The organism is Rhizobium sp. PL01, assembly GCF_033447125.1.
GTDB lineage: Bacteria > Pseudomonadota > Alphaproteobacteria > Rhizobiales > Rhizobiaceae > Pararhizobium.
Genome location: NZ_JAWQUM010000016.1, coordinates 59555 through 80785, shown reverse-complemented (window position 1 = coordinate 80785; position 21231 = coordinate 59555). Strand labels below are relative to the sequence as shown.

Genomic DNA, 21231 nt, shown 5'->3' with positions numbered 1-21231 from the left:
AATCCCCGGGGCTGCGTGGAAGGTGGTTCTCCTCCGGTTCATGAAATGAACCGGGCGTGCCGGGTGGTCACGCCGTCTTCGACGGTCCAGGACTAAACCCCGCCGATTGGAAAGCCCGCGGATAAGCGGCGGGCTGGGGCATTGGAGGCTTTCCTCTGACAAGGGAGAGCGCAGAAGAACCTGAGAAGCGCGGCAAAACACATCGAACGGGGCGCTGAGAGGTGTCACCTACTTTTACTTTACGAGGCAGCTTTCAGCGCGCCGTCCAACTTGCTCTTTGACACCCACGGCGACGTTGTCGCGCGGGGATGAAGGACGTTGTGAACCGGGGTGTGGCTGTTCGATGACCCACCTGCCCTCATACTCCGTCATCCCGACCCTTTTGGGGAGGATGCCGGAGTATGAGGGTAGCGACGGGTACCGAACCAATCCCTCCCCCTTGTGGCGAGGGTTGGGGAGGGGTAGAGCCGCAAACCCAGAACAAAAGAGCCCCTCCCGGCCCGTCGGGCCACCCTCCCCACAAGGGGGAGGGAAAAGCGGACTGCCCCCTTAATTCCTCCCGCCCCTTGCTTCCTGGCCAAAAATGCGTATAAGCGCGCTGTTCGCAACACCCGGTCTTCTGGCTGGTGGCTGAACGGAGGGCCGGTTTCCTTAAGAGACCTGTCAGGACCTAAAGGGGTCCAGCCTCCCGTGTCTCCGCTCTCGACCGTCTCGAAACAACACTTTCTTGCCGGCTGCATGCAGCCACTTGAACAGTCGTTGAGGCTTAGCCGCCGATTTCCGGGTGACGATTAACGCAAGAAAGGCAAAGCCTCATGGCTCTTTATGAACATGTATTCCTTGCCCGGCAGGATATTTCCGCTCAGCAGGTCGACGCTCTCGTCGAACAGTACAAGGGTGTACTGGAAGCTAACGGTGGTAAAGTCGGGCGCGTCGAAAACTGGGGCCTCAAGTCCCTGACGTACCGCATCAACAAGAACCGCAAGGCTCACTACGTTCTGATGGACATCGATGCTCCGGCACCGGCCGTTCACGAGATCGAGCGCCAGATGCGCATCAACGAAGACATTCTTCGTTACATGACCATCGCTGTTGAAAAGCACGAAGATGGCCCGTCCGCCATGACGCAGAAGCGCGATCGTGACGACCGTCCGCGCCGCGATGGCGACCGTCCTGATCGTGGTGGCTTCGGCGACCGTGGTCCGCGTCCGCCGCGCGAAGGTGGCTTCGGCGACCGTGAAGACCGTCCGCGCCGTCCGCGCGAAGACCGGGCATAAGGAGAGAAATTATGGCTGATACATTATCCGCTCCGGCACGCCGCCCGTTCCATCGCCGTCGCAAGACCTGCCCTTTCTCCGGCGCCAATGCTCCGAAGATCGACTACAAGGACATCCGTCTGCTGCAGCGCTACATTTCCGAGCGCGGCAAGATCGTTCCTTCGCGTATCACGGCAGTGTCCCAGAAGAAGCAGCGCGAACTGGCCCAGGCCATCAAGCGCGCCCGCTTCCTCGGCCTCCTGCCTTACGTCATGTCCTAAGACCTGACTCTGCGGAGGTCTTCGGACTCTGCGGAAACTGACTCAAGGTGAGGCGAACAGCCGACGGCATCGCCTCACCTTCTCCCTTCCGCGTTGGGCGTGGATCGGAAACACCGGCGCAGACAGCGCTAAAACCCATGTTGGGGCTTGGTTCTTGATAAAAGAAACGCCTCTAACTGCTTGATAGCAGGACAGCGACCAGTGAAGACATTGAACTCGACATCGCTGTTGACCGGCGCATTCGCCGGCGTGACCGCCGCCTTGCTTTCGCTTGGCGCGAACACGCAGTCGTCGTTTGCGATCGTGCTCTATGCCGCGTCCGCCCTGCCAATCCTGATTGCCGGCCTTGGCTGGGGCAATACGGCTGCGATCGCCGCCGTGGTCGTTGCCGGCCTCACAGGCACCGTGCTCGTCTCCCCCTATTTCGCCCTTTTGATCGCGGTCATCACCCTGATCCCGGCCGCATGGCTCAGCCACCTTGCCAATCTGGCCCGGCCGGCATCGGAGCTGGGCGGTCCCGACGGCGCACTGGCCTGGTATCCCCTCTCGGATATCCTCACCAATCTCGCCGTACTCGTCACGCTCGGCATGATCATCGTCGGCGTCATCATCGGTTATGACGGCTCCATGTCGGACCGGATGATCGACATCGTCATGGAAGCGCTGAAGGCGCAGGAGCCCGGTTACAACCCGGATGCCGCCTCGATCGCGCAGATCAAGTCGATCTTTTCCGTCGCCTTGCCGATGGTTCAGGGCGCCATCTGGGTGCTGATGCTGTTTGCCGCCTATTACATCGCCACCCGCATCGTCCAGACCTCCGGCAAGAGCCTGCGTCCGCGCGAGGACATGCCCTCGACGCTGCGTATGCACCGCTTCTCGATCTTCGCCTTCCTCGGCGGTCTGGTGCTGGCCTTCATGGGCGGCGTTCCGGCGATCGTCGGCGCTCTCGTTTGCGGCACCTTTGGCGCAGGTTTCCTGCTTGCCGGGTTCGCCGTCTTCCATTTCCGCACACGCGGCAAGTCCTGGCGGCTTCCGGTATTGTGGCTTGGCTATCTGTCGGTCGTGCTCTTCACGATCCCGGCATTCTTCTTTCTCCTGTCGGGTCTGATGGACACGCGGCGCGCCATCGCGCTGTCACCGGCGGGGAAAACCACTGAGACTGAAACAAAAGACCTCTAAAACAGACAAACGAAAGGACACTATCATGCAAGTCATTCTTCTCGAACGCGTTGCCCGCCTCGGCCAGATGGGCGAAACCGTCAAGGTTCGCGACGGCTTTGCCCGTAACTACCTGCTTCCTCTCGGCAAGGCGCTGCGCGCCAACGAAGCCAACAAGAAGCGTTTCGAAGCCGAGCGTTCGACGCTTGAAGCCCGTAACCTCGAGCGCAAGTCCGAAGCACAGGCCGTTGCCGAAACCCTCGGCGGCAAGTCCTTCATCGTCGTCCGTTCGGCCGGCGAAACCGGTCAGCTCTACGGTTCGGTTGCTGCTCGCGACATCGTCGACGTTCTGGCTGCTGAAGGCTTCAACATCGGCCGCAACCAGGTCGACCTGAACAACCCGATCAAGACCATCGGCCTGCACGACGTTGTCCTGCACCTGCATTCGGAAGTCGAAATCAAGGTTCAGATGAACGTTGCCCGTTCGGCTGAAGAAGCAGAACGCCAGACGAAGGGCGAAAGCCTGACGTCGGCCGACGCCATCTACGGCGTTGACGAAGACGCCCTGAAGCCGGAAGACTTCTTCAATCCGGAAGCCGAATTCGACGGCGAAGACGAGTAATCGTCACAGGACGGGCGCCCCTACGGCGCCCGACTTGCCGGATCGGTAAAAACGAAAGGCCCGCGATGCAGATCGCGGGCCTTTCGCATTTCAGGGTTTAATTGGCCGTTACTTGACGCTGGCCTGCGGCTCGGCCGCTTTGTCGATATGAACTTCCACCGACATGCCCGGCGCCAAAGCCTCTGCCAGCGGCTGACCCGGATCGATCGAGACGCGGACGCCGACCCGCTGGGCGACCTTGGTGAAATTGCCGGTAGCATTGTCGGCCCGGATGACGCTGAACTCGGAGCCGGCAGCCGGTGAAAACCGCTCGACATGGCCGTTCAGCTTCGCCTTGTTGAGTGCATCGACGGTAAATACCACCGGCTGACCGATCTTCATGCCGTCGAGCTGGGTTTCCTTGAAATTGGCGATGATCCAGACATCCTTCGGCACGATGGCCATCAGCTGGGTACCCGCCGTCACATATTGGCCGAGCCGCGCACCGACTTCACCGAGCGTTCCATCCTGCGGCGCGGTGATCGTGGTGTTGTCGAGATCGATCTGCGCCAGCTGAACGGCCGCTTCCGCACTGCGCACGGCCGCCTCCAGACCGGCGCGCGAACCGATGGTGGTGGCGAGGTTCTGGCGGGACACCTCGATGGCAGCCGTTGCCTGATCGACGCCTGCTCTTCCCTGCTCGAGCGTCGCGCGCGCGGTATCGAGATCAACCGATGTGGCAATCCCTTTTTCGGCCAATGGCTGGATACGGGCCCACGCCTGTTGAGCCCGCTTCAACGTGGCGGCAGCGCTATCGCGTTGAGCTTCGCTGGCAACGATGCTTGCCTTTGCCGAAAGCTCCTGCTGATAGGAATTGGACAGCGACGCTTTCTGCGTATCCAGCGTTCCCTCTGCCTGCGCCAGCTTCTGGGCATAGATCCGGTCATCGATCTTGACGAGAACCTGCCCCGCTCTGACCACCTCATAATCCTTGACCGGGACCGCATCGATATAACCGGACAGTTGCGGGCTGACGATCGTCACATAACCGCGGACATAGGCATTGTCGGTCATTTCGACGGTGGTCGCGAACGGTGGCAGCCGCCACGCGTACAGAACCAAAAGCACACCGGCAAAACCGGCCAGTAGCGTCAGGATAGTCGTGGGGGAACGCAGTGTTTTCAGCATGAACTATACTCTGAACGGATCAGGACTGGGCGGCAACCACGGGTGCGGCTGACGTGTGCGGGATAAGACGCTGCCAGGCCAGATGTCCGAGCAGAAGGACAAGGCCGGTAACGGAGGCGATGGCAATGACGAGGAAGGCATCATTATAGGCAAGAACATTGGCTTCGCGTGTCACCTGCTGGCCGAGCAATTGCAGGCCTTCGGCATTCAGCAGCGACTTGTCGGTAATGACCTTGCCATAGGACCCCGAGAGTTGTGACACGCGTTGAGCAACGAAGGGATTGGTGAGCAGGATGTGCTCGACCAGGACGTTTGAGTGGAATTTCTCCCGCAGAGTGACGAAGGTACCGAGCGCCGCCTGCGCAACGAGTGCGCCAATGCTTTGGGTGAACAGGAAGATCAACAGAAAATTGACAATGAAAGGGGCACCCTTGGCCATAGCCGTGGCAAATCCCTTGGACATAACCGGCGGAAGGAACATCGCTGCGCCCGCCGCAACCATCGCCTGGCTCAGATACATCTGCTCCGGCCGGGTCAGGCTGGTCGATTGGCTGTCCAGAAAAGCACCTGTGGCGATCAAGACCAGCGCCAGTACATGCGCCGTTTCGACATAGCGTGTCAGCATGAGAACCGTGCAAACCAGCCCACCGGCGATCGAAGCCAGCAAGATGATCGCATACATGGTCTGCGTCTGCTCGTTGAGCAAGCCAAGCTGCATATAGAAATTTGCCGCTGTCGTCGTCTGCTCGGAGCTGACGACGCGAAACAAAAGCAAGATGCCGGCCATGTGCATGTTCTCTCTCGAAAACACCCAGCGCAGATCGATCAACGGCATCTTGCGGGGCAGTTCAAGGGTAACCATCAGCGTCAACGCTGCAATGGATCCGGCCAAAAGCATCCCGAGCCAAGGCACCTCGAACCACCAGTAGAGCCGCCCGAGCGTCAGGAACACTGCCAGACAACCGAAACCAGTGGCGAGCAGCAGATAGCTGAGGATATCCATCTTCTGGATGACATTTGCGCGTGGCGGCGGCGTCAGCGGCAGGAGATAGACGACCGGCAGCGCCATCAGCGCAAGCCCCATCTCGAACGTATAGAGCGCGTGCCAGCCGCCAAGATCCATCAACGGTGGGGAGATGATGCGAGCGATCGGCGCCGAGAGCGTGGTGTTCATCAAGGCGAGGCTCAAGCCCACCGACAGCTTGCGGGCCGCCGGGAAGGCTTCGAGCATGTAGAGGAAACCGAGCGTCGACAAAGGGGCTGCGGCCATGCCGCTGAGGAAGCGCACGACGGTTGCCGAATGCAGGTCGGAGACGAAGATATTGAGAACGGAGGCAAGGACAAAGCAGACGATGCTGAGTTCGGCAAACCGCCGAAGACCGTATTGCATACGGATCTTGAACAGGGCAATCGACATCGAGGCATAGGGCGCGATGTAGGCGGCCGAGAGCCAGGCGATCTCCGATGTCGTTGCCGAGAGCGAACCCTGAAGCTGGTAAATATTGGCATTGAGCAGGTTCATGCCCAAGCCTTGGGTCAGGAACAGCAAAAGCGAGGACGCCATGTAAATGGCAGCCCTTGCAGGGCTCATCGGTTCGGGTGGTGGCTGAATGGGTTGCGGCACTGGATCGGCAATCGGCGTTTCCTGCGCGACGCGGTTATCGTTGGCGATGGGCTGTGCCGCCGTGTTCATCTGCCGCTCAATCCCTGCCGATGGAAACGAGATTGCCGGCCATCAGGCTGACGACCTGCAAGGCTATGGCCTTATCCTTGTTATCGACGCCCCCCAGAACCTGCTCGCGGATTTCGCAGGCCAGTTTGTCGATTTCGCCGGCGATGTCGCGGCCACGGGCAGTCATGTGGATCTGTTTCGCGCGCCGGTCCGTTGCCTCGACACGCCGCTCAATGAACCCCTGCTTCTCCATACCGTCGAGCAACCGCACGATCGTCGGCGTCTCGATGCCGAGTTCGTCGGCCAGTTCACGCTGGTTGAGACCGTCGCGCTTGGACAGGGCGAACAGGGCTCTTGCACGCGACAGCGTCAGTCCCCGCTCCTTCACCCGTGCATCAAACAGCGCTCGCAGCTTGCGGTTCACCGAGGCCAGCGCATCGAAGAGCTCGCGATTAACGGCAGAGTTGAGCATTTCATACCTTTTTCATATTAGTAGCACACTACTTATTTCAGTCCTACTTAGTTGAATGAAGCCCGACTTTCAAGCTGTTGATCCAACCCGGGCTGAAAACCGTGTAAAGCGCAGCCAACCGGGCTAGAATGCGGCAATCCATTGACGGGCACCGATTCGGGAGAAATCCGGTCAATCGAAAATAGCGCTATCGACAGATATTTCGAGTTCGACCATAAGCCCCTGTGAACAACGGTGACGGCTTGCCATCGCTGCCAATGCCGCGGTCACTGTTGCCGCCAAGTCATTGACGCATGGCTGCAAGACCCGCAGACCGGTAGCACACCAAAGAATGACGACAGACAGAGACGGGACGCCATGAACGAGATCGCGCGCAGACTTGCACCCATCGCCAAGGATCAGGCCGAAGCACAGTACCGCGAGGCGCCGAACAACGTTGAGGCGGAACAGGCGCTGTTGGGTGCCATCCTCGTCAACAACGATGCGTTCTACCGCGTCTCCGATTTTCTGAAGCCCGTGCATCTCAACGAACCCTTGCACCGCAAGATCTTCGAAGTTGCCGGCGACATCATCCGCATGGGCAAGACTGCCAATCCGGTAACCATCAAGACCTTCCTGAAAGCCGACGAGAAGGTCGGCGACATGACGGTGGCGCAGTACCTCGCCCGCCTCGCCTCGGAAGCCGTCTCCATCATCAACGCGGAAGACTATGGCCGGGCGATTTACGATCTGGCGCTGCGCCGCTCGCTGATCACCATCGGCGAAGACATGGTCAACATCGCCTTTGACGCGCCGCTCGACATGCCGCCGCAGAGCCAGATCGAAGATGCCGAACGGCGTCTGTTCGAACTGGCTGAAACCGGCCGTTACGACGGCGGATTCCAGGCCTTCAACGACGCGGTGGCGCTGGCGATCGACATGGCCGGACAGGCCTTCGAGCGTGACGGCCATCTTTCCGGCATCTCGAGCGGCATCCAGTCGCTTGATGCCCGCATGGGCGGCCTGCAGCGCTCCGACTTGATCGTGCTTGCCGGACGTCCGGGCATGGGCAAGACCTCGCTTGCCACCAACATCGCCTGGAACGTTGCGCATGCCTATGAACCGGAGGTTCAGGCCGACGGATCGTTCAAGGCCAGGAACGGCGGCGTTGTCGGGTTCTACTCGCTCGAAATGTCGTCCGAACAGCTGGCCACGCGTATCATCTCCGAGCAGACCGACGTTTCGTCCTCCAAAATCCGGCGCGGTGATATTTCCGAAGCCGAGTTCGAGAAGCTGGTCGGCTTTTCCCAGACGATGCAGAAGACACCGCTCTATATCGACCAGACCGGCGGCATCTCGATCGCCCAGCTGTCGGCCCGTGCCCGCCGCCTGAAGCGTCAGCGCGGTCTTGATTGCCTGGTGGTGGACTATATCCAGCTGATGACCGGCTCCGGAAAATCCGGCGACAACCGCGTGCAGGAAATCACCCAGATCACTACGGGCCTCAAGGCGCTCGGCAAGGAACTGAACGTGCCGATCATCGCGCTGTCGCAGCTCTCCCGTCAGGTGGAAAGCCGCGAAGACAAGCGCCCGCAGCTCTCCGACCTTCGTGAATCCGGCTCGATCGAGCAGGATGCCGACGTCGTGCTGTTCGTGTTCCGCGAGGAATACTATGTGAAGAACATGGAACCACGCGACGAATTCGACCCGAAATACGAAGAGTGGAAGCAGAAGTTCGAAGCGGTCAAGGGCACGGCGGACGTGATCATCGCCAAGCAGCGCCACGGACCAACAGGCACGGTCAAGCTCGCCTTCCAGGCGGAGTTTACCCGCTTCACCGATCTCGCCGATCCGTCGTTCACGCAATACGAGGAAGCGTAACCGGCGAAAAATGCCGCTGAACCGCACAACGGTCACTGGCCGTGTTGCAAATCCCCAGGCTTGCGGATAAGCGGAAAGAAAATTAGCAAAACCTTCGCGGCATTTTGCCGCGATTGCCGTCATCAGCCTGGGGAAATCTGTTCATGGAAGCTTTTATCGCGCTGCTGCAAGTGCTTGCGATCGATCTCGTTCTGGCTGGCGACAATGCCATTGTTATCGGTCTTGCAGCAGCCGGACTTCCTAAAGAACAGCGCGGCAAGGCAATCCTGATCGGTATCGCCGCCGCCACCGTCCTGCGAATCATCTTCGCCCTCCTCGCCACCCAGCTTTTGCAAATCCTCGGCCTTCTGCTGGTCGGCGGTATTCTGCTGCTCTGGGTCTGCTGGAAAATGTGGCGCGAACTGCGCACCGCCGCTCAGGAACAAAATGCCGGGCTGGAATCGCTGACAGGTGAAGACGTCAACAAGGACGGCTCGGTTGGAAGCGGCGCGCCCCGCAAGACGCTGAAACAGGCAGCCCTGCAGATCGTCATCGCCGATGTCTCGATGTCACTCGACAACGTTCTGGCCGTTGCCGGTGCTGCCCGCGAACATCCGAATATCCTCATCCTTGGTCTCGCCGTGTCCGTGGCCCTGATGGGCATTGCCGCATCCTACATCGCCAAGCTGCTGCACAAGTTCCCCTGGGTTTCGTATCTGGGTCTGGCCATCATCCTCTTCGTGGCGCTGAAGATGATCTACGAAGGTTTCATGGAAGTCGAACCGCTGATCACGTCTTCGCTGATGTAATCGGGCCTCTTGGCTGAAAGACGGCGGGACTTCCTGCCTGCAACGACAATCCGCGATGCCTTCGAAAGTGCTCGCGGATTGACCAATTGAGACGATTGCAGCCGCTGCCGCTTGGCTGTATTTCTCTCGCCATGGCCATATTGCACACTCCCCCCTTCGCCGATCCTGCCTTTGAGGCTGCGTCCAACCGCCTGACCATCGACCTCGGTGCGCTCGCCGCCAACTGGCGCCGTATGGACAAGCTGTCCGGCAAGGCGCGGGCGGCAGCGGTGCTGAAAGCCAACGCCTATGGTATCGGCATCGAGCCTGCGGCAAGCACGCTCTATGCCGCCGGGGCGCGGGATTTCTTCGTTGCCAGCGTCGAGGAAGGCGTGGCATTGCGCCCGATCGTGCCTGACGGACGCATCCACATTCTCGCTGGCATGTGGCCCGGCAACGAACAGCTATTCTTCGACAACGACCTCGTGCCGATCATCAATTCCGAGGAACAGCTGGCCTTCTTCATGTCGGTTCTGTCGGAGCGCGGCGACCATCCATGCGTCCTGCATATCGATACCGGCATGAACCGCCTGGGTCTCACGCTTGATGAAGCGCTGGCACTTGCAGGTGATCCCGCCCGCCCCGCCAGTTTTTCGCCTATCCTGGTGATGAGCCACCTCGCCTGCGCCGACGATCAGACCCATCCGCTCAACCGCCGGCAGCTCGAATCATTCCGGGCGGTTACAGCCGCTTTCGAAGGTGTCGAATCAAGTCTGGCCAATTCGGCAGGCGTGCATCTGGGACCGGATTTCCATTTCGACATGACCCGTCCGGGCATCGCCGTCTATGGGGGCGAAGCCGTCAGCGGTGTGAAAAATCCGATGAAACCGGTTGTGACCGCCGAAGCCCGCATCCTGCAGATCCGCCGCGTCCGGACCGGCGACACCGCAAGCTACGGCGGCTCGGCCCAGTTTGTCCGCGACAGCCGCGTGGCGATCGTCGCTATCGGCTATGCCGACGGCTATCACCGCTCGGTTTCCGGCGGCGGCGTGACACTGCGCCAGGCAACACCATCCGGTGCCTACGGCTTTCTGCATGGCAGACAAGTGCCGCATCTCGGCCGCGTCACCATGGATCTCAGCCTGTTCGACGTCACCGACCTGCCGGAAAATGCCGTTCGCCCCGGCGACTATATCGAACTGTTCGGCAACAATATCGCCATCGACGACGTTGCCCGGGCCGGTGGAACGATCGGCTACGAAATGCTGACCAGCCTTGGGTTGCGCTACGAGCGCGCCTATATCGAGGACTGACCGTCTGCCGGCATGATCTAGGCATGCCGGCAGACAAAATTCTTAAACTTTTCGCGCTTCATATGGGCTGAGCCGAAATCATACCGCAGCATATCCATGCATTCTCCGGGATGCGGCGCGGCGGACGGCCGCAGTGGCGCTGGAAGACGGGCGATGAACTCAGGTGACCAATTCGCATTCTTGCTGCCAGTGGTGCTGGCGCTCTTCGGGATTGCCTTCCTGATCGTCTGGCGCTGGGGATCAAAGCCAGCGCTTCACTGGGGCTGCGGTTATCTCTCGGCTGCCCTTGGCTTTTCCGCCCAGTTCCTGACCGGTATCGTGCCGATCGAAGTGCAGGCACTCACCGCTGACATCCTGTTCCTGTCGGCATTCTTCTTTTACGGTCAGGCGATGCTTGTCCATTTCGGCAAACCGACGCATCTGGCGCACCGGCTTGGTGCCTTTCTCCTTGGTCTCTGTGTTCTGGCCTATGTCGTCATCGTCGAGAAGAACCTGCAGGCCGAGCTGCTGGTCAGCGATCTCACCTGCGCCTACCTGTTGGCTATTCCGGTCATCTGCGTGCGCAAAAGCGGCCGGCATGGCGTCGAGACGACGCTGCTCGTGGTAGTGTCACTGGTCGTCGGCGAATTGCTCGTGCGTAACGCCGTCTTCGTATTTTTAGGCACCACCGGCGGGCTGGAGACGTTCGTCTCATCGCCCTACGCCTTCGTCATGAATGTCGGGGCGATGTTCGGCGGCATCATCATGGCCTTGACCGCCCTTGCCGCCGTCACCGTCAACGTTATTTTCCGCTATCGCGAGGCCGCCGAACGCGATGCTCTAACCGGGCTTCTCAACCGTCGCGGCTTCGAGCGGGCCATCGGCTGGACGAACAAGGCCAAGCTCGCGGTCGTCACCTGCGATATAGACTATTTCAAGCGCATCAACGATACGCTTGGACATGCGACGGGAGATACTGTTCTGCAGGGTGTGGCTGCGCTGTTGCGCAATACCCTACCGAAGAACGCCCACATCGCCCGATTCGGCGGCGAAGAGTTTGTCGCCTGCATCGCCGACTGCACGCTGCACGATGCCTATACGCTGGCCAATGCTGCCCGATTGGTGCTTGCCGGTCTCGACTGGAGCGATCTGGGCATATCCACGCAGATCACGGCCAGTTTTGGCGTGGATGTCTCGACTACAAACGATCAATCGATCCACGATGCCATCGGCCGTGCCGACACTGCGCTCTATCAGGCAAAGCGGGCCGGCCGAAATCAGGTTTTCCCCAAGCCCGAACGCCAGACAGACGGCGCAAACTTGCGGTTGATCTCAAAGAACGGCTCATAGCCCCTTCCTTATCGACCCCGCTGCATTTATGTACATATCGTGAACACTCACGGTCACGACGCAGCATGTCCTCCACGGACCTCCCCGAAAGCGAAATTTGATGGCGAAAGCCCGGACACAATTCATCTGCCAGAACTGCGGTACCGTTCACGCCCGCTGGGTGGGAAAATGCGAAGGCTGCAATCAGTGGAACACTATCGTCGAGGAAGACCCGATGGGCGGCATCGGTGGCGGCCCAGGCCGAACACCGAAGAAGGGCCGCCCGGTGGCGCTGACGACACTGTCAGGCGAGATCGAGGAAGCCCCGCGCATCATGACGGGGATTTCCGAGCTTGACCGGGCAACCGGTGGCGGCTTCGTGCGCGGTTCGGCGGTGCTGATCGGCGGCGATCCCGGCATCGGTAAATCGACCGTGCTCATGCAGGCCGCCGCCGCCCTGTCGCGTCAGGGGCACCGGGTCATCTATGTCTCGGGCGAAGAAGCCGTGGCGCAGGTGCGGTTGCGGGCGCAACGGCTGGGTGCAGCAGATACCGAGGTACTTCTCGCCGCTGAAACCAATGTCGAGGATATTCTGGCGACGCTCGGCGAAGGCAAGCGGCCGGATCTTGCTATCATCGATTCGATCCAGACGCTGTGGAGCGACACCGCCGATTCGGCGCCCGGCACAGTGACGCAGGTCCGGACCGGCGTTCAGGCAATGATCCGCTTTGCCAAGCAGACGGGTGCCGCCATCGTGCTGGTCGGCCATGTGACCAAGGACGGCCAGATCGCCGGACCGCGCGTCGTCGAACACATGGTCGATGCCGTGCTCTATTTCGAAGGCGATCGCGGTCATCATTATCGCATCCTGCGCACCGTCAAGAATCGTTTCGGCCCGACCGACGAGATCGGCGTGTTCGAAATGTCTGACAAGGGACTGCGCGAAGTCACCAATCCGTCTGAACTGTTTCTCGGGGAGCGCAATTCGAAATCGCCAGGTGCCGCGGTCTTTGCCGGCATGGAAGGCACCCGCCCCGTGCTGGTGGAAGTCCAGGCGCTGGTGGCAGCGACATCGCTCGGAACGCCGCGCCGTGCCGTCGTCGGCTGGGACTCAGCGCGCCTGTCGATGATCCTTGCCGTGCTTGAGGCCCATTGCGGTGTCAGGCTCGGTCAGCACGACGTTTATCTCAATATTGCCGGTGGATACCGTATTTCGGAGCCTGCAGCCGACCTTGCGGTCGCTTCCGCATTGGTTTCCTCGCTTGCCGGTCTTGCCCTTCCCTCCGATTGCGTCTATTTCGGCGAAGTCAGTCTGTCCGGGGCCATCCGGCCGGTTGCGCATACCGCCCAGCGCCTGAAGGAAGCCGAAAAACTCGGCTTTTCACAGGCCGTCCTGCCTGCCGCTTCCGCCGACCTGCCCAAAGGCAGTGGCATGAGTTGGGCGGAGATGGAAAGTCTGCCGGATCTGGTGGCGCGCATTGCCGGCTCGAAGGGAGCCCTGAAACAGGCCGACAATGATGATTGAGGAAACCGCCACTTAAAAATGGCGAATTCCGGTGAAAACAGTGTTCAATCATGGACCATCGAAAGACGCTTCCGGCGTCATCATATATGGTTCGCGGATAATCAGCGTGAGGTCGCCTGAAGGCGGTTTCGGAGTAGGACAATATGCCCATTACAATTCTCGACGGTATCGTTCTCGGCGTCGCGCTTTTCTCAGCCATCCTGGCCATGGTTCGCGGCTTTTCCCGGGAAGTTCTGTCGGTCGCAAGCTGGGTCGGCGCTGCGGCTGCCGCCTATTTCCTCTATCCGTACCTCCTGCCCTACGCGAAGAACTATACCAGCAGCGACACGGTGGCGATGATCGGCTCGGCCGGCGTCGTCTTTCTCGTTGCGCTGATCGTCGTTTCCTTCATCACCATGCGGATCGCTGACTTCATCATCGACAGCCGCATCGGCGCGCTGGACCGGACACTCGGCTTTCTGTTTGGTGCCGCGCGCGGCGTCCTGCTCGTTGTCGTCGCCATGCTGTTCTTCAACTGGCTGGTGGCACCGCCGCAGCAGCCGGTCTGGGTCACGACCGCCAAATCCAAGCCGCTGCTCGACAATCTCGGCGGCAAGCTGATCGCGCTCCTGCCTGAAAATGCCGATGCGACGATCCTCGACCGCCTGCGCGGCAAGGATACGACCGGCGAAGGTGAGAACGAAGCCCCGGCCGGCACGACCACCCAGCCTCCGGCTGAAGAAACGCCTGCCACCAACGGTGCAGCGACCAACGGCTAAGGCCGAACGATAGAATGAGGGCCCGCTTTTGCGGGCTCTGTCCATTTTGCAAGGATGATATGTGAAACCCTCAGGTCATTGTGACTTGAAGGCCTACGGCATATTTCTTAAATCCAAGCTGATTTGAGAATTATGCAGTAAATTGAAACTGCTGCAGCGCCACGCGTCATGACCGACACGTAGCGCTGTCGAGACCCGATACGATATGCCAAACGCCTTCCAGCCGTTAACACAAAGGCCAACAGCGATGACCCATTTGCGAGCCGCGGAAATTCACGATGAAATGGACGGCGATACGCTGCATGAGGAATGCGGTGTCTTCGGCATTCTGGGACATCCGGATGCGGCGGCGCTGACGGCGCTCGGGCTGCATGCCCTGCAGCATCGCGGCCAGGAAGCGGCCGGTATCGTCACCTTCGACGGCCAGCAGTTCCATACCGAAAAACGCATGGGCCTCGTCGGCGATCACTATACCGACCCGGCGATCCTTGCAAAGCTGCCCGGCAGCATCTCCATCGGCCATACGCGCTATTCGACCACAGGCGAAGTGGCGCTCCGCAACGTCCAGCCGCTGTTTGCCGAGCTGGAAGTCGGCGGTATCGCCATTGCTCATAACGGCAACTTCACCAACGGCCTGACGATGCGCCGCCAGATCATTGCTACCGGCGCCATCTGTCAGTCGACATCGGATACCGAAGTCGTCCTCCACCTCATCGCCCGCTCGCGCCATACCTCGACGGCCGACCGTTTCATCGATGCCATCCGGCAGATGGAAGGTGGCTATTCGATGCTGGCCATGACCCGCACCAAGCTGATCGCCGCCCGCGACCCTACCGGCATCCGGCCACTGGTGATGGGCGAACTCGACGGCAAGCCGATCTTCTGCTCGGAAACCTGCGCGCTCGACATCATCGGCGCGAAATACATCCGCGACGTTGAAAACGGCGAGGTTATCATCTGCGAAATCCAGGCTGACGGCTCGATCCAGATCGATGCGCGCAAGCCGGTCAATCCGCAGCCGGAACGGCTCTGCCTGTTCGAATATGTCTATTTCGCCCGTCCCGATTCCGTCGTTGGCGGCCGCAACGTCTATGTGGCGCGCAAGAACATGGGCATCAACCTCGCGAAGGAATCTCCTGTCGAGGCCGACGTGGTTGTTCCCGTTCCAGATGGCGGCACGCCGGCTGCCATCGGCTATGCCCAGGCGAGCGGTATTCCCTTCGAACTCGGCATCATCCGCAACCACTATGTCGGGCGCACCTTCATCGAGCCGACACAGTCGATCCGTGCCTTCGGCGTCAAGCTGAAGCATTCGGCCAACCGCGCCATGATCGAAGGCAAGCGGGTTGTTCTCGTCGATGATTCGATCGTGCGCGGCACCACGTCGCTGAAGATCGTCCAGATGATCCGCGATGCCGGCGCCCGCGAAGTTCACATCCGCGTGGCGAGCCCCATGATCTTCTACCCCGACTTCTACGGCATCGACACGCCGAACGCCGAGAAGCTGCTCGCCAACCAGTACACCGACATCAAGGCGATGGCGAAATTCATCGGCGCCGATTCGCTGGAATTCCTTTCCATCGATGGCCTCTACCGCGCCGTTGGCGGCGAAGATCGCAACAATGCCCGTCCGCAGTTCACCGATCATTATTTCACCGGCGACTATCCGACGCGGCTGCTCGACAAGAACGGCGATACGACCAGCCCGAAACTGTCCATGCTCGCCAGCAATGGCTGAACTTCTTCCTTGAGCCCGAAAGGGCTTGAGGAAACCGCGCTTGCGCCCTGAACTCAGGTTCCTGACTTGCGTCGGAACCCGGACGTGTGGCACAGCAAGCCCGCATCAATGAATTCGGAGCCACCCAGACATGATCGATCTCAAGGGCCGCATAGCACTGGTCACAGGCGCATCGCGCGGCATCGGCTATTTTACAGCACTTGAACTGGCCAAGGCCGGCGCGCAGGTGATTGCCTGCGCCCGCACGGTCGGTGGGCTGGAAGACCTTGACGACGCCATCAAATCGGCTGGTGGACTGCCGGCGACGCTGGTTCCCTTCGACCTTGCAGACATGGCCGCAATCGACAAGCTCGGCGGCGCCATCAACGAGCGCTGGGGCAAGCTCGACATTCTCGTCGCCAATGCTGGCGTTCTCGGCGTCATCTCGCCCGTTGGCCATGTCGAGGCCAAGGTGTTCGAGAAGGTAATGACCGTCAACGTCACGGCCACCTGGCGTTTGATCCGTTCCGTTGATCCGCTGCTGCAGCAATCCGACGCCGGCCGCGCGCTGATCCTGTCGTCGAGCGCTGCTCACAAGTGCAAGCCCTTCTGGGGCCCCTACTCCGCCTCCAAGGCAGCCGTTGAAGCTCTGGCGCGCACCTGGGCCGGCGAGACGCAGCGCCTGCCTTTGCGCATCCTCTCGGTCGATCCAGGCGCCACCCGCACAGCGATGCGCGCCCAGGCCATTCCCGGCGAAGACCCATCAACTGTTCCGCATCCGTCCGAGGTCGCCGCAAAGCTGATGCCGCTGGTCGGCCCGGATCAGACGGAAACCGGCAAGCTGTTCATCGTCCGCGAAAACCGCATCATGGATTACCGTCTGCCGGATTGAGCGGTGCTACACTCCAATGAAAAAGGCCGCCGCAGGATGACTGCGGCGGCCTTTTTCATGATGGGATAGTTCAGCCTATTTCTTTTCATCCGGCAGGCCGTCTTCGACCGGGGTCGGATGATCCGGATGCAGCGGCCAGTTGCCATACTTCTTCTGCCACTTGCGTGCACCGAATGGCAGGGTGCAGAGATAGCCGACCGCTGTGACCACCATCGTCTCCCAGGTGAAGCTCATCAGCGTCGCGACGTAGAGCACGACGATCAGGATCATCGGCAAGACGAGATCGCGGCGCACCCGGTTTTCCGATTTCCCCGACCAAACCGGCAGTCTGCTGACCAGCAGAAATGCGATCAGAACGGTGTAAGCCGCGGAAATGAGACCGATGGTGTGATCGGGCACAATGCCGAGAAGACCGACATACATCGGCAGCAGCACCAGCATGGCGCCGGCGGGCGCCGGAACCCCGACAAAATACTCGGATTGCCAGGAGGTCTTGACTTCGCGCTCGGACATCACATTGAAGCGGGCAAGGCGCATGCCCATGGCAATCACGTAAATCAGCGCCGCGATCCAACCCAGCGAACGCGCCTGATCGAGGACATAGGCATAGAGGACGAGTGCAGGCGCCACACCGAAGTTGACGATATCGGCGAGCGAGTCCATCTGTGCGCCGAACTTCGATGTCGCCTTCAACAGACGGGCGACCCGGCCGTCAATACCATCAAGGAAGGCAGCGACAAGAACCATCGCGACAGCCAGTTCGAACCGGCCTTCAAAGGCAAGCCGCACGCCCGACAGACCGGCGCAGATGGCCAGCACCGTGATCACGTTGGGGACGATCAGCCGCAGCGGAATTTCCCGCAGGCGCGGCCCCCGGGCTTCATCGTTGGGACCGTTCGGTTCAAAGGACGGAAAGGGTGTTTCCATAGTGTGTTCCTCTGTCTGTGTGTGAGCGGTCAACCGCGACGGCTGATGACAGGGCCCTTGGCGGAGCCGAACTCCGCCAGAACGGTTTCGCCGGCAACGGCTGTCTGGCCAAGGCTGACGCGAGGCTCGGCGCCTTCCGGCAGGAAGACATCAAGACGCGAGCCGAACCGGATGAGGCCAAAGCGCTCACCAGCCTGCAGCGTGTCGTTGGGGGCGGACCAGCAGATGATACGGCGGGCGACGAGACCGGCAATCTGGACCACGCCGATTTCGCCATGGGTGGTATCGATCACCAGGCCGTTGCGCTCGTTCTCGTGGCTTGCCTTGTCGAGTTCCGCATTGACGAACTTGCCGGCCCGGTAGGCAATACGGCGAATGGGGCCACGCATCGGGGCACGGTTCACATGGCAATTAAAGACATTCATGAACACGGTGATGCGCAGCATCGGCACTGTTCCGAGCCCAAGCTCTTCCGGCGGCGTCATCATGGCGATCGACGACACGCGGCCATCGGCCGGGCTGATAACGAGATCATCGTCAAGCGGCGTCATGCGCTCGGGATCACGGTAGAAATAGGCGCACCAGGCCGTGAGGACGAAGCCGATCCACATCAGCGGTTCCCACAGAAAACCGAGAACCAGCGAAACGACGAAGAAACCGGCAATGAAGGGATAGCCTTCCTTGTGCACCGGAACCAACGTGTTGCGCACTGTATTGATCAAGCTCATCTTACGGCATCTCCTGCAAATTTGTCGCCATGGACCTAACCTGAAAACAAGGCGGGAGCAATGCAGCGACGCCGCTTTGCCACCATGTTGACAATCTCGGCCCGCCGCGAGAAAATCTCTTCGTTGCTGTAGGGCGCGTCGGCAAGAGCCGAAGGGGCTATGCCCACCTACGACAGAAACAGTAGCTGCGCCCATGCCAAACCTCGAAAACCTCAAGAAGCAAGCCAAGCAATATCTGCGCTGGCATCGCGAACGGCATCATCCGGTGGCGGCGGTCATCCGCGCCACCCTGCCGCGTTTCAACCATCTCGCCGACAGCGAAACGCTGGACGCGCCGTTCTCGCTCACCGATGCGCAGGAGCTTGTCGCCCGTCAAAACGGTTTCGACCGGTGGGAGGAGCTCAAAACAGGTGCCCATGCCATGAATAACCCGGCAGAAACGATCCCCGCACGCCCTTACCTCAGCGGAACGGAAGCGGTCCTCTACGTGACAGATTTCGCTGCGTCCCTCACCTTCTTCACGGCGAAACTCGGCTTCACCACCGATTTCACCTATGGCGATCCGCCATTTTACGGCGTCATACAACGGGACAAGGCGCGGCTTTGCCTGCGGTTCGTCTCAGAGCCCGTCTTCGTTGGCGACATCCGCCGGCGCGAGGAACTGCTGTCGGCGTCGATCACGCTCGACAGCGCTGCGGCACTCAAGCGCCTTTTCCTGGACTATCAGGCGGCCGGGGTCGAATTTCACATGCCGCTGAAAAAGCAGCCCTGGGGCGCGCGTAACTTCATCATCCCCGACCCCGACGGCAACCTGATCCTCTTTGCCAGTCCGAACGACTGACTACTCCGCTGCTGGAAGGCCGCGCACCACGACGCCGAGATCGTCGCTCTCGCGCACCTTCTTCAACGTCTCCTCGGCCTGCGTCGCTTCGCGCTGACGGTTCCACATCGAGGCATAGAGCCCGTCGCGGTCGATCAGTTCGCCATGGGTGCCGCGCTCGGCGATGCCACCGTCCTTCAAGACGATGATTTCGTCCGCATGAATGACGGTCGATAGCCGGTGGGCGATGACCAGCGTTGTCCGGTTCTGCGAGACGATGTCGAGCGCGGTCTGGATTTCCTGCTCGGTGCGGGTGTCCAGCGCCGAGGTTGCCTCGTCGAGGATCAGGATCGGCGGGCTTTTCAGAACTGTCCGGGCAATCGCCACGCGCTGCTTTTCGCCTCCCGACAGCTTTAGGCCACGCTCGCCAACCATCGCGCCATAGCCTTCCGGCAGGCTCTTGATGAAACCGCCGATCTGGGCAATGTCGGCTGCGGCCTCGACTTCGGCTTGACTGGCGGAGGTGCGGCCATAGCGGATATTGTAGGCGATGGTATCGTTGAACAGCACGGTATCCTGCGGCACCATGCCGATGACGGCACGCAGGCTCTTCTGCTTCACATCGCGCACATCCTGACCATCGATGGTGATGGCACCTTCCTGCACATCGTAGAACCGGTAGAGCAGCCGCGACAATGTGGACTTGCCGGCGCCGGAGGGACCGACAACCGCGACAGTCTTTCCGGCAGGCACCTCGAACGAGATACCCTTGAGGATCGGCCGGGCCGGATCATAGGCAAAGTGCACGTCCTTGAAGGCGATGGCGCCCTTGTCAATCGCCAGCTCCTTCGCATCCGGGCTATCGACGACTTCGGCCTCGACTTCGAGCAAGTCGAACATCTGCTCGATATCAGTCAGGCCCTGGCGGATTTCGCGGTAGACGAAGCCGATGAAATTGAGCGGGATGGACAGCTGCATCAGCATGGCGTTGATGAAGACAAAATCGCCAAGTGATTGCTCACCGCGCTGGACGGCCAGCGCCGACATCACCATCATGACTGCCGTACCGGCACCGAAAATAACCGCCTGGCCAAAATTCAGCCAGCCGAGCGAGGTCCAGACCTGGGTCGCCGAGCGTTCGTAGCGCTCCATCGACTGGTCGAAGCGCTGGGCTTCCATCTGCTCGTTGCCGAAATATTTCACCGTCTCGAAGTTCAACAGCGAATCGATCGCCTTGGTGTTGGCGTCTGTGTCGCTGTCGTTCATCGCGCGGCGGATCGAGATACGCCAGTCGCTCGCCTTGATGGTGAACCAGATATAGATAACCACCGTGACGGCAGTAACCAGCAAATAGCTGAAACCATAGCCCCACCAGAAGATGATCGCCGTCATCAGAAACTCGATGAGGGTTGGCACGGTGTTGAGGATGGTGAAGCGGACGATGGTTTCGATGCCCTTGGTGCCGCGCTCAATGATGCGCGAAAGGCCGCCGGTGCGCCGCTCCAAATGGAACCGCAACGACAACTGATGCATATGGACGAAGGTTCGATAGGCAAGCTGGCGCACCGCATGCTGGCCGACGCTGGCAAACAGCGCATCGCGCAACTGGTTGAGCCCCGCCTGTAACAGTCGGGCGAGATTATAAGCCAGCACCAGCATGACAGCGCCAGTGAAGACGACCGGAAGGACACCGACGATATCGGTCTTGCCGTTCAGCGCATCGGTCGCCCATTTGAAGAAATAGGGAACGAGCAGCAGCACGACCTTGGCGATCAACAGGATGACGGTCGCCCAGACGACGCGCATTTTCAGATCCACGCGGTCACTCGGCCACATGTAGGGCCAGAGGTTGATGATCGTCTGCAGCGGATTGCCCGAATCCGCCGATACCGTCTTCTTTTGCGCTGCCACGTCCTGTCCCGCCTTCATTCCCCAGCCGCTTGTCACGGGCTGTAGTTCTTGCGCGCCTTCAATGTCACGACAATGAA

General features: G+C 60.4%; 19 protein-coding genes. 13 read left to right on the top strand and 6 right to left on the bottom strand.

Features of this window, described 5'->3' with window-relative positions; translation table 11 throughout:
* Positions 1–815 precede the first annotated feature (815 nt).
* The 4 genes from rpsF to rplI all read left to right on the top strand — a co-directional run bounded on the left by rpsF (position 816) and on the right by rplI (position 3317).
* Positions 816–1277, top strand: a complete 462-nt coding sequence (gene rpsF, locus R6X40_RS28875; protein WP_113246009.1) for a 30S ribosomal protein S6 — start codon at positions 816–818, stop codon at positions 1275–1277.
* Positions 1278–1288: 11 nt separating this feature from the next.
* Positions 1289–1537, top strand: coding sequence for a 30S ribosomal protein S18 (rpsR, locus tag R6X40_RS28870; RefSeq protein ID WP_037107250.1), 249 nt, complete (start codon positions 1289–1291; stop codon positions 1535–1537).
* 201 nt (positions 1538–1738) lie between these two features.
* Positions 1739–2716, top strand: coding sequence for a DUF2232 domain-containing protein (locus tag R6X40_RS28865; protein ID WP_318418329.1), 978 nt, complete (start codon positions 1739–1741; stop codon positions 2714–2716).
* A gap of 25 nt (positions 2717–2741) precedes the next feature.
* Positions 2742–3317 (top strand): 50S ribosomal protein L9, encoded by a 576-nt coding sequence (gene rplI, locus R6X40_RS28860; protein ID WP_318418327.1) that lies wholly within the window; start codon positions 2742–2744, stop codon positions 3315–3317.
* Positions 3318–3425: 108 nt separating this feature from the next.
* Here the strand turns inward: rplI and R6X40_RS28855 are convergent, their stop codons facing one another.
* From R6X40_RS28855 to R6X40_RS28845, 3 genes are read right to left on the bottom strand one after another with little or no spacing between them, the layout of a single operon-like run.
* Positions 3426–4484: an HlyD family secretion protein gene (locus R6X40_RS28855; RefSeq protein ID WP_318418326.1), complete on the bottom strand. Its 1059-nt coding sequence runs from the start codon at positions 4482–4484 to the stop codon at positions 3426–3428.
* A 19-nt stretch (positions 4485–4503) separates the two neighbouring features.
* Complete coding sequence (locus tag R6X40_RS28850) at positions 4504–6177, bottom strand: MFS transporter (protein WP_412178483.1); 1674 nt, start codon at positions 6175–6177, stop codon at positions 4504–4506.
* Between the two features lie 7 nt (positions 6178–6184).
* Positions 6185–6628, bottom strand: coding sequence for a MarR family transcriptional regulator (locus R6X40_RS28845; protein WP_318418324.1), 444 nt, complete (start codon positions 6626–6628; stop codon positions 6185–6187).
* A 357-nt stretch (positions 6629–6985) separates the two neighbouring features.
* Between R6X40_RS28845 and R6X40_RS28840 the strand changes: the two genes are divergently transcribed.
* The 8 genes from R6X40_RS28840 (at position 6986) to R6X40_RS28805 (ending at position 16768) form a co-directional block, all read left to right on the top strand.
* Positions 6986–8488, top strand: coding sequence for a replicative DNA helicase (locus R6X40_RS28840; protein WP_318418323.1), 1503 nt, complete (start codon positions 6986–6988; stop codon positions 8486–8488).
* Between the two features lie 143 nt (positions 8489–8631).
* On the top strand, positions 8632–9276 hold the full coding sequence (locus R6X40_RS28835; RefSeq protein WP_318418322.1) for a TerC family protein: 645 nt from the start codon (positions 8632–8634) through the stop codon (positions 9274–9276).
* A 131-nt stretch (positions 9277–9407) separates the two neighbouring features.
* Entirely contained in the window at positions 9408–10568 is a 1161-nt protein-coding gene (alr, locus tag R6X40_RS28830; RefSeq protein ID WP_318418443.1) for an alanine racemase, read from the top strand.
* Between the two features lie 153 nt (positions 10569–10721).
* Positions 10722–11897, top strand: a complete 1176-nt coding sequence (locus tag R6X40_RS28825; protein WP_318418321.1) for a GGDEF domain-containing protein — start codon at positions 10722–10724, stop codon at positions 11895–11897.
* Between the two features lie 100 nt (positions 11898–11997).
* Positions 11998–13401, top strand: coding sequence for a DNA repair protein RadA (gene radA, locus R6X40_RS28820; RefSeq protein WP_318418320.1), 1404 nt, complete (start codon positions 11998–12000; stop codon positions 13399–13401).
* A 143-nt stretch (positions 13402–13544) separates the two neighbouring features.
* Positions 13545–14159, top strand: coding sequence for a CvpA family protein (locus R6X40_RS28815; protein WP_318418318.1), 615 nt, complete (start codon positions 13545–13547; stop codon positions 14157–14159).
* 247 nt (positions 14160–14406) lie between these two features.
* Positions 14407–15897, top strand: a complete 1491-nt coding sequence (purF, locus tag R6X40_RS28810) for an amidophosphoribosyltransferase (protein ID WP_318418317.1) — start codon at positions 14407–14409, stop codon at positions 15895–15897.
* Positions 15898–16027: 130 nt separating this feature from the next.
* A complete protein-coding gene (locus tag R6X40_RS28805; protein ID WP_318418316.1) occupies positions 16028–16768 on the top strand; it encodes an SDR family NAD(P)-dependent oxidoreductase in 741 nt (246 codons plus the stop codon).
* Between the two features lie 75 nt (positions 16769–16843).
* Here the strand turns inward: R6X40_RS28805 and pssA are convergent, their stop codons facing one another.
* Together pssA and R6X40_RS28795 are read right to left on the bottom strand one after the other, a co-directional pair.
* On the bottom strand, positions 16844–17695 hold the full coding sequence (pssA, locus tag R6X40_RS28800; protein ID WP_318418315.1) for a CDP-diacylglycerol--serine O-phosphatidyltransferase: 852 nt from the start codon (positions 17693–17695) through the stop codon (positions 16844–16846).
* A gap of 29 nt (positions 17696–17724) precedes the next feature.
* A complete protein-coding gene (locus R6X40_RS28795; protein WP_318418314.1) occupies positions 17725–18423 on the bottom strand; it encodes a phosphatidylserine decarboxylase in 699 nt (232 codons plus the stop codon).
* Between the two features lie 193 nt (positions 18424–18616).
* Between R6X40_RS28795 and R6X40_RS28790 the strand changes: the two genes are divergently transcribed.
* The gene (locus R6X40_RS28790; RefSeq protein ID WP_318418313.1) at positions 18617–19264 is read left to right on the top strand and encodes a VOC family protein; all 648 of its coding nucleotides are present in this window, start codon (positions 18617–18619) and stop codon (positions 19262–19264) included.
* Here the strand turns inward: R6X40_RS28790 and R6X40_RS28785 are convergent, their stop codons facing one another.
* Positions 19265–21172: an ABC transporter ATP-binding protein/permease gene (locus R6X40_RS28785; protein ID WP_318418442.1), complete on the bottom strand. Its 1908-nt coding sequence runs from the start codon at positions 21170–21172 to the stop codon at positions 19265–19267.
* Between the last annotated feature and the right edge of the window lie 59 nt (positions 21173–21231).

Coding starts and splice junctions, on each gene's coding strand:
- rpsF (WP_113246009.1), top strand. CDS start 816: ATGGCTCTTTATGAACATGTATTCCTTGCCCGGCAGGATATTTCCGCT.
- rpsR (WP_037107250.1), top strand. CDS start 1,289: ATGGCTGATACATTATCCGCTCCGGCACGCCGCCCGTTCCATCGCCGT.
- rplI (WP_318418327.1), top strand. CDS start 2,742: ATGCAAGTCATTCTTCTCGAACGCGTTGCCCGCCTCGGCCAGATGGGC.
- R6X40_RS28855 (WP_318418326.1), bottom strand. CDS start 4,484: ATGCTGAAAACACTGCGTTCCCCCACGACTATCCTGACGCTACTGGCC.
- R6X40_RS28850 (WP_412178483.1), bottom strand. CDS start 6,177: ATGAACACGGCGGCACAGCCCATCGCCAACGATAACCGCGTCGCGCAG.
- R6X40_RS28845 (WP_318418324.1), bottom strand. CDS start 6,628: ATGCTCAACTCTGCCGTTAATCGCGAGCTCTTCGATGCGCTGGCCTCG.
- R6X40_RS28840 (WP_318418323.1), top strand. CDS start 6,986: ATGAACGAGATCGCGCGCAGACTTGCACCCATCGCCAAGGATCAGGCC.
- R6X40_RS28835 (WP_318418322.1), top strand. CDS start 8,632: ATGGAAGCTTTTATCGCGCTGCTGCAAGTGCTTGCGATCGATCTCGTT.
- alr (WP_318418443.1), top strand. CDS start 9,408: ATGGCCATATTGCACACTCCCCCCTTCGCCGATCCTGCCTTTGAGGCT.
- R6X40_RS28825 (WP_318418321.1), top strand. CDS start 10,722: ATGAACTCAGGTGACCAATTCGCATTCTTGCTGCCAGTGGTGCTGGCG.
- radA (WP_318418320.1), top strand. CDS start 11,998: ATGGCGAAAGCCCGGACACAATTCATCTGCCAGAACTGCGGTACCGTT.
- R6X40_RS28815 (WP_318418318.1), top strand. CDS start 13,545: ATGCCCATTACAATTCTCGACGGTATCGTTCTCGGCGTCGCGCTTTTC.
- purF (WP_318418317.1), top strand. CDS start 14,407: ATGACCCATTTGCGAGCCGCGGAAATTCACGATGAAATGGACGGCGAT.
- R6X40_RS28805 (WP_318418316.1), top strand. CDS start 16,028: ATGATCGATCTCAAGGGCCGCATAGCACTGGTCACAGGCGCATCGCGC.
- pssA (WP_318418315.1), bottom strand. CDS start 17,695: ATGGAAACACCCTTTCCGTCCTTTGAACCGAACGGTCCCAACGATGAA.
- R6X40_RS28795 (WP_318418314.1), bottom strand. CDS start 18,423: ATGAGCTTGATCAATACAGTGCGCAACACGTTGGTTCCGGTGCACAAG.
- R6X40_RS28790 (WP_318418313.1), top strand. CDS start 18,617: ATGCCAAACCTCGAAAACCTCAAGAAGCAAGCCAAGCAATATCTGCGC.
- R6X40_RS28785 (WP_318418442.1), bottom strand. CDS start 21,172: ATGAAGGCGGGACAGGACGTGGCAGCGCAAAAGAAGACGGTATCGGCG.